This window comes from Flavobacterium sp., from assembly GCF_028712645.1.
GTDB lineage: Bacteria > Bacteroidota > Bacteroidia > Flavobacteriales > Flavobacteriaceae > Flavobacterium.
This window is the reverse complement of the sequence record NZ_JAQTPQ010000013.1, coordinates 22,481-29,208: the sequence shown is the minus strand read 5'-3', so window position 1 is coordinate 29,208 and position 6,728 is coordinate 22,481. Positions and strand designations below refer to the sequence as shown.

Sequence of the window (6,728 nt, the reverse complement as noted above, 5' to 3'; positions counted from 1 at the left end):
TAACTTCACGAAATATAAAATCACCGAAGAAATTGGTAAAGGAAAAATCAAGGTAATTCCTGATGTTCTAATTTCTGGAAATTCAGGTTCTGATGGAGGAATTAGTGGACTTCTAGGAATGAAATTGATGGAAATGATGGAAACAAAGAGTGAAAAAGATACTCCTAAAACCAAATAAAGTTAAATTAAATCCAAAAAAAAAATCTGCTAATCTGCAGATTTTTTTTGTTTTAAAAGCTGCAAGTAAGCGTAAATCATTAGCCTTAGCAAAAACAAATCAATAAACAAATAAACTATTAAAAAATTACTGAAAACCAGTAGATTATTCGTATATTTGAGAGTACGTTTTTTTACAAAACAGCTTTCATAAATGGAAACTATTTCAAAAATAATTAATTCCGTCAAATCCTTCCTTCTCGATATTGGCGAAATTGCAGATTTTGCTGGACATTTTTTCAAAGAAGTGTTCAAACGCCCATTTGAACGTAAAGAATTTATTAGGCAATGCTACAATATGGGAAACCGTTCCTTCCTATTAGTAGCAGTTACTGGATTTATAATCGGATTGGTTTTTACTTTACAATCTAGACCAACTTTACAAGAATTTGGGGCGATTTCTTGGATGCCTTCGATGGTTAGCATTTCTATCATTAGAGAAATTGGTCCCATTATTACTGCCTTGATTTGTGCTGGTAGAATTGGTTCAGGAATTGGAGCTGAATTAGGTTCTATGCGAGTAACCGAACAAATTGATGCTATGGAAGTTTCAGGTACAAATCCCTATAAATATTTAGTAGTAACACGAATATTAGCTACTACTATAATGCTACCACTATTAGTATTTTTTGGAGATGCAATAGCTTTATTTGGCTCCTATTTAGTCGAAAACACCAAGGGAAATGTATCCTTTATATTGTATTTTAATCAAGTTTTTGAAGCCTTGGAATTTGGAGATATAATACCTGCAACCATTAAGTCTTTCTTTTTTGGGTTTGCAATAGGTTTAGTAGGCTGTTTTAAAGGATATTATTGTAAAAAAGGGACTGTAGGCGTAGGAGTTGCAGCAAATTCTGCAGTCGTTTACACCTCAATGTTGCTGTTTATAATCGATTTTATTGCTGTTTTTGTAACCGATATATTTTATGATTTATAATTATGAATTCGAATCAAAATAATACCATCATTGAAATTAAAAACTTGAAAAAAAGTTATGGAAACAATCATGTTTTAAATGGTTTTAATATGCAATTAGAGGAAGGTGAAAATCTCGTTATAATGGGAAAATCAGGTTCCGGAAAATCAGTAATGATAAAATGTTTGATTGGTTTGGAAAAACCAGATAGTGGCACTATTTCAGTAATGGATAAAGATATTTCTACGCTAGAACACGAAGAATTGGATGAATTACGAACAGAAATTGGATTTCTTTTCCAAGGAAGTGCCCTTTATGATTCTATGACAGTTCGTGAAAATTTAGAGTTTCCGTTACGACGTCACACTAAGAAATTTGGAGTGATAAAAGACACAACACCTCTTGTGCTTGAAGCCCTTAACAATGTAGGTTTAGCCCAAACTATCAATTTAATGCCCGAAGAACTTTCTGGAGGAATGAAACGTAGAATTGCGCTTGCAAGAACCTTAATACTCCAACCTAAAATTATTCTTTATGACGAACCTACCACAGGATTAGATCCTATAACTGCCAAAGAAATTTTGTTGTTAATGAAAAATATTCAAATAAAATACAATACCTCATCCATCATAATAACTCACGATGTAGATTGTGCGAGAGCCATTTCGAATCGGATGATTTTATTGGTAGATGGAGTCAATTATTCTGAAGGTACTTTTGACGATTTAAATGCTTCTAAAGACCCTAAAATACAAGCATTCTTTAAATAAATAGAAATATGGAAAAAACAACTTCACAAAAAATAAGTTTAGGTTTATTTGTAATCCTGGGATTATCGATTTTTATTATTGCTATTTATTTTATTGGCAACAAGCAAAAAATGTTTGGTAGAACCTATCATCTGGAAGCTGTTTTCAATAACACAAATGGTTTACAATTGGGTAATAACGTACGATATTCTGGGATAAATGTTGGAAACGTAAGAGGAATTCTTATGATTAACGATACAACCATTCGAGTTGATATGACGATTGACCAATCTATTTTTAAGTATATAAAAAAAGATGCAATTGCTACTATTGGATCTGACGGATTGGTTGGTAATAAAATTATCAATATTATACCTGGATTAGGAAACAAAGCTACAGTAGAACCTGGTGACCAAATTCGTTCCTATAATAGCATTAGAACCGAAGATCTTTTAAGCACGTTAAACATTACTAATGAAAATGCGGCAACACTAACTTCGAATTTGATAAAAATTACTGATAAAATGATAAAGGGAAATGGCACTTTTGGTACACTTCTCAATGACACATTAATTGCCAAAGATTTAAAAGAAACTATGTTATATTTGAAATTAACAAGCAAAAGTGCTTCTGAATCAATGGGCAAATTAGACAAAATTATAGTTTCGTTGAATAATAAAGATAACGTATTAGGAGTCATTAGAGATACGGCTGTTGCTAATAACATAAAAAATGTGGTGACAAATTTAGACAAATCAACTAACGAAATCAACAAAGTAGTTACCAATCTGAACGCTACTATTCTCAATATTAAAGAAGGTAAAGGAGCCATTAACTATCTTTCGAATGATAAAAAATTAGTCCAAAAAATCGACTCCACAATGACTAATATCAATTCAGCAAGTTTCCGATTAAACGAAAACCTTGAAGCTTTAAAGCATAATTTCTTTTTCCGAGGATATTTTAGAAAACAAGAAAAGGAAAAAGCAAAAAAAACTAATGAGTAGTGTAAATTTTAGTTATACAAGTTTAATTTGACCTGCAATTGAGGGAGAACTCTAACTTTTTTATTTAACAATTCCGTTTTGATCTATTAAATACATTAGAGAAGCCATTGTTGCAGCTCCTAATTCCAGTTCTCTTTTATTGATGGCGTCAAACTTGTCGTTTGCTGCGTGATGATAATCAAAATAGCGTTGTGAATCCGGTTTTAAACCTGCTTTTACAAGTGGTTTTAAAGTTAATGGTTCAATATCAGAACCACTATGTCCTTTTGTAAAACTATGAATTAAGTAAGGTTCAAATAAATCTTTCCAAGAAAGGATTTTAGCAAAATTGGCATCATCACTTTCTATCGAAAATCCTCTTGGAGAAAATCCTCCTGAATCGCTTTCCAATGCAAAAATGTGATTTTCTTTATTGGCTTGAGCTAATTCTTCGTATTTACTTCCACCTTTTCCTCCATTTTCTTCATTCATAAAAAGCACTATGCGAAGTGTGTTTTTTGGCTTGAAACCAATGTTTTTAAAGATATTCGCCACTTCCATACTTTGTACCACTCCTGCTCCATCATCGTGAGAACCATCAGCAAGATCCCAAGAATCAAGGTGTCCGCCTACAACCATAATATTTTCTGGATGTTCACTCCCTTTTATTTCGCCAATTACATTATAAGATAAAACGTCTTCCATTATTTGGCAAGATTGCTTTAAATAGAATTTTAAATTAGGGTTTGCTTTCAATGTTTTACTCAATAATTCAGCTGCATTTGTGCTTATTGCTGCAGTAGGAATGTATTGTGATTTTGGAATATCACCATAACTTTGAACACCTGTATGCGGAAAATCATCTAATCGCAAATTCATAGAACGCACAATTGTTGCTACTGCCCCATATTTTGATGCTTCTTTTGCTCCATCATATCTTTGATCTACACAACTCCCGTAGGATTTGAATGTTTCGATATTTTCGGGTTCCATTGGTCTATTATAAAACACGATTTTGCCTTTTATCTTGTCGCCCAAAGTCTCTAATTCTTTAATCCCATTCACTTCAACAACTTCGGCAGTAATTCCGTTTTTGGGTGTAGCAACAGAACCTCCAAGTGCACAAACGGGAATGTTTGTTTTCGTTTTATTGTCTAAAATATAAGCGGTTTCTTTTTCGCCACGAACCCATTTTGGCACCATCACTTCTTGAAGATATACTCGGTCAAAACCCAAAGTCTCTAGTTGGGATTTGGTATATTGAACTGCTTTTTCAGCATTGGCAGAGCCTGATAATCGAGACCCAATGGAATTAGAAAGATAATCCAACCAAGAATAGCATTTAGAATTGGTTAAAGACGATTTGTAGATTTCCTTGATGATTTGCTCGTCATTTTTTTGAGCAAAAAGAGCAAATCCTGTTAAAAATAAAGCAGTAAAAAGGGTTGTTTTTTTCATTCATCAATCGTTTAAATTCGTTTTATTCTGATTTTTTTATTTCGGTTCGGGAACCAATTCCATTAGTATTGAAGACTTCAATCTGAAAATAATAGGTATCTAATCTTTCCTATCTATTAAACCGTTTTCTTGAAGATTTTCATTTTACAATTTGTTTTAATGTTTGAATTATAAACAAACCTATGAGGTTTTAAAACCTCATAGGTCTTTAAATATTAGGATTTTATTTTATAATTCAAATCAATCACAATAAAAACACTTTAATTTATAGGTTCGAAGCTTATTGCTGTTCCTCCTCCAGGAGCTAAATTAAATTTTATTTTTGATTTAGAAGTAACTTCTATCGTACTTATTTTGTAAGCTATAGGATTGTTTTTCCAATCGGCATCTTTGGCATCTTCATAAATAATGGCTTTGTATTTTTGACCTTTAGTCAGGAAATCCAATTTAATTTCAGATTTTCGAGCATTTTCATCGGTGATAGCACCCAGAAACCATTTCTCTGAATTTTTAGCTTTTCGAACCACCGTTAAATAATCTCCAGGTTCGGCTTCAAGATATTTAGAATCTTGCCAATCTACCGCCACATCTTTGATAAACTGGAAAGCATCGGGATATTTTTCATAATTTTCAGGTAAATCGGCAGCCATTTGCAAAGGCGAATACATCGTTACATATAAAGCCAATTGTTTGGCCAAAGTTGTATGAACTTGTTCCGTTTTCGATTTATCGTAGTAACTCATTTTTATTTCAAAAATTCCAGGTGTATAATCCATTGGACCTCCAAGAAGTCTTGTGAAAGGCAAAATGGTTTCGTGCATTGGAGGATTTCCAACACTCCAAGCATTGAATTCATTACCACGAGCAGCTTCGGCAGCTATATAATTCGGATAAGTTCTGCTATAACCCGTTGGACGAGAACTTTCGTGAGAATCGACCATAATTTGATAATTAGCGGCACGTCGGGCAACAAAATTAAAATGATTGACCATCGTTTGTCCGTCGTGAAATTCGCCACGTGGAATGATTCTGCCTACATAACCAGTTTTTACTGCGGGATAATCATATTTCTTCATCAAGTTGAATGCTCTATCCAAATGTCTTTCATAATTGGCAACCGAAGCGGAAGTTTCGTTGTGCATTATCATTTTTACATTTTTGGATTTGGCATAAGCCGAAATCGTTGCTATGTTAAAATCTGGATATGGAGTTGTGAAGTCGAAAACATCTTCTTTCCAATTACCAAACCAATCTTCCCAACCTGTGTTCCAACCTTCTACCAAAACTCCATCAAACCCATTTTTGGCAGCGAAATCAATATATTTTTTGGTATTTTCAGTTGTGGCACCGTGTTTCCCTGAAGGAATTAAATCTTGAGTCGATACATTTTGGGCATTTTGAGAACCAGCATAATCCCAAGTTGATATACCTACGTGCATTTCCCACCAAATACCAACAAATTTCATTGGTTTAATATAGGAAGTATCGTCAATTTTACAAGGATCATTCAGATTTAAAATCATCTTAGAACCCACAATATCACGAGCGTCATCACTGACCATAATAGTTCTCCAAGGAGAAACACAAGGTGCTTGCAAATAAGCTTTGTCTCCAATAGCGTTTGGAACTAAATTTGACGATAGTTTAAACTCATTAGGAATTACATTTAAGTGCATTACAGGATAATTTACAACGGCAGCTTCAAAAATATTGATGTAAATTCCATCAGCCGATTTCATCATTAAAGGCGATTGAACACGGTATTTTTCCTTAATTGTTTTCAATGCAATTCCGTTATTCAAATCGAGTTTAGAGTTGTCAATCTCTGAAAATTTACTTTCAGTATAAGGATATTCTTGGCTGTCATAGTCGCCTGGCAACCAAAATGTTTTATGGTCACCAGTTAAATTAAACTGAGAAACCTCATCGGAAATAATGAAATAATTCAAATCTTTTTGCTTTGGAAAATCATATCTAAAGGCAACTCCTTCATCAAAAACTCTGAAAATGATATTCATTTTAACGTGAGTTTCTTTTTGAATTAGCGAAACAGTAAGCTCATTGTAATGATTGACAATATCGGATTGTTCGCCTAAAACGGGTTTCCAACTTTCGTTGAAAGTAGCTGTTTTGGTGTTTTCTATTTCAAAATTAGCATTTAAGGCTAGTTTGTCTTTTAGCTTTATTCCTAGTGTGCTTTCTAAAATTACTGGTTTGTTGTTGTAATTAACAGAATAAGAAGGTTGTCCATTGTCTGTTAATTTAAAATTTACAGAAATTTTACTAGAAGGAGATTGAATGTTTTGTGAATAAACCATATTCATTAAAAAAATTAGAGAAAGAGAAAGAATATTTTTCATTGTATAGTATTTTTGAATGGATAAATATAAAAAAACTTAAGCG

At 32.9% G+C, this 6,728-nt stretch carries 5 protein-coding genes; 3 read left to right on the top strand and 2 right to left on the bottom strand.

What is annotated here, in order from left to right; all coding sequences use genetic code 11:
- The first annotated feature begins 370 nt into the window (after window positions 1-370).
- From PHC28_RS01970 to PHC28_RS01960, 3 genes are read left to right on the top strand one after another with little or no spacing between them, the layout of a single operon-like run.
- Window positions 371-1,153, top strand: a complete 783-nt coding sequence (locus tag PHC28_RS01970) for an ABC transporter permease (RefSeq protein ID WP_300096260.1) — start codon at window positions 371-373, stop codon at window positions 1,151-1,153.
- A gap of 2 nt (window positions 1,154-1,155) precedes the next feature.
- Window positions 1,156-1,902, top strand: a complete 747-nt coding sequence (locus PHC28_RS01965; RefSeq protein WP_300096256.1) for an ABC transporter ATP-binding protein — start codon at window positions 1,156-1,158, stop codon at window positions 1,900-1,902.
- Between the two features lie 8 nt (window positions 1,903-1,910).
- On the top strand, window positions 1,911-2,888 hold the full coding sequence (locus PHC28_RS01960) for an MlaD family protein (protein WP_300096252.1): 978 nt from the start codon (window positions 1,911-1,913) through the stop codon (window positions 2,886-2,888).
- 60 nt (window positions 2,889-2,948) lie between these two features.
- Here PHC28_RS01960 and PHC28_RS01955 read toward each other — a convergent pair whose 3' ends face one another.
- Window positions 2,949-4,325, bottom strand: coding sequence for a M28 family peptidase (locus PHC28_RS01955; protein ID WP_300096249.1), 1,377 nt, complete (start codon window positions 4,323-4,325; stop codon window positions 2,949-2,951).
- Between the two features lie 260 nt (window positions 4,326-4,585).
- The gene (locus PHC28_RS01950) at window positions 4,586-6,685 is read right to left on the bottom strand and encodes a glycoside hydrolase family 97 protein (protein ID WP_300096247.1); all 2,100 of its coding nucleotides are present in this window, start codon (window positions 6,683-6,685) and stop codon (window positions 4,586-4,588) included.
- Window positions 6,686-6,728: the final 43 nt, after the last annotated feature.

Excerpts from the sequence above, each read along its gene's own strand:
- PHC28_RS01970 (WP_300096260.1), top strand. The coding sequence starts at position 371 with ATGGAAACTATTTCAAAAATAATTAATTCCGTCAAATCCTTCCTTCTC.
- PHC28_RS01965 (WP_300096256.1), top strand. The coding sequence starts at position 1,156 with ATGAATTCGAATCAAAATAATACCATCATTGAAATTAAAAACTTGAAA.
- PHC28_RS01960 (WP_300096252.1), top strand. The coding sequence starts at position 1,911 with ATGGAAAAAACAACTTCACAAAAAATAAGTTTAGGTTTATTTGTAATC.
- PHC28_RS01955 (WP_300096249.1), bottom strand. The coding sequence starts at position 4,325 with ATGAAAAAAACAACCCTTTTTACTGCTTTATTTTTAACAGGATTTGCT.
- PHC28_RS01950 (WP_300096247.1), bottom strand. The coding sequence starts at position 6,685 with ATGAAAAATATTCTTTCTCTTTCTCTAATTTTTTTAATGAATATGGTT.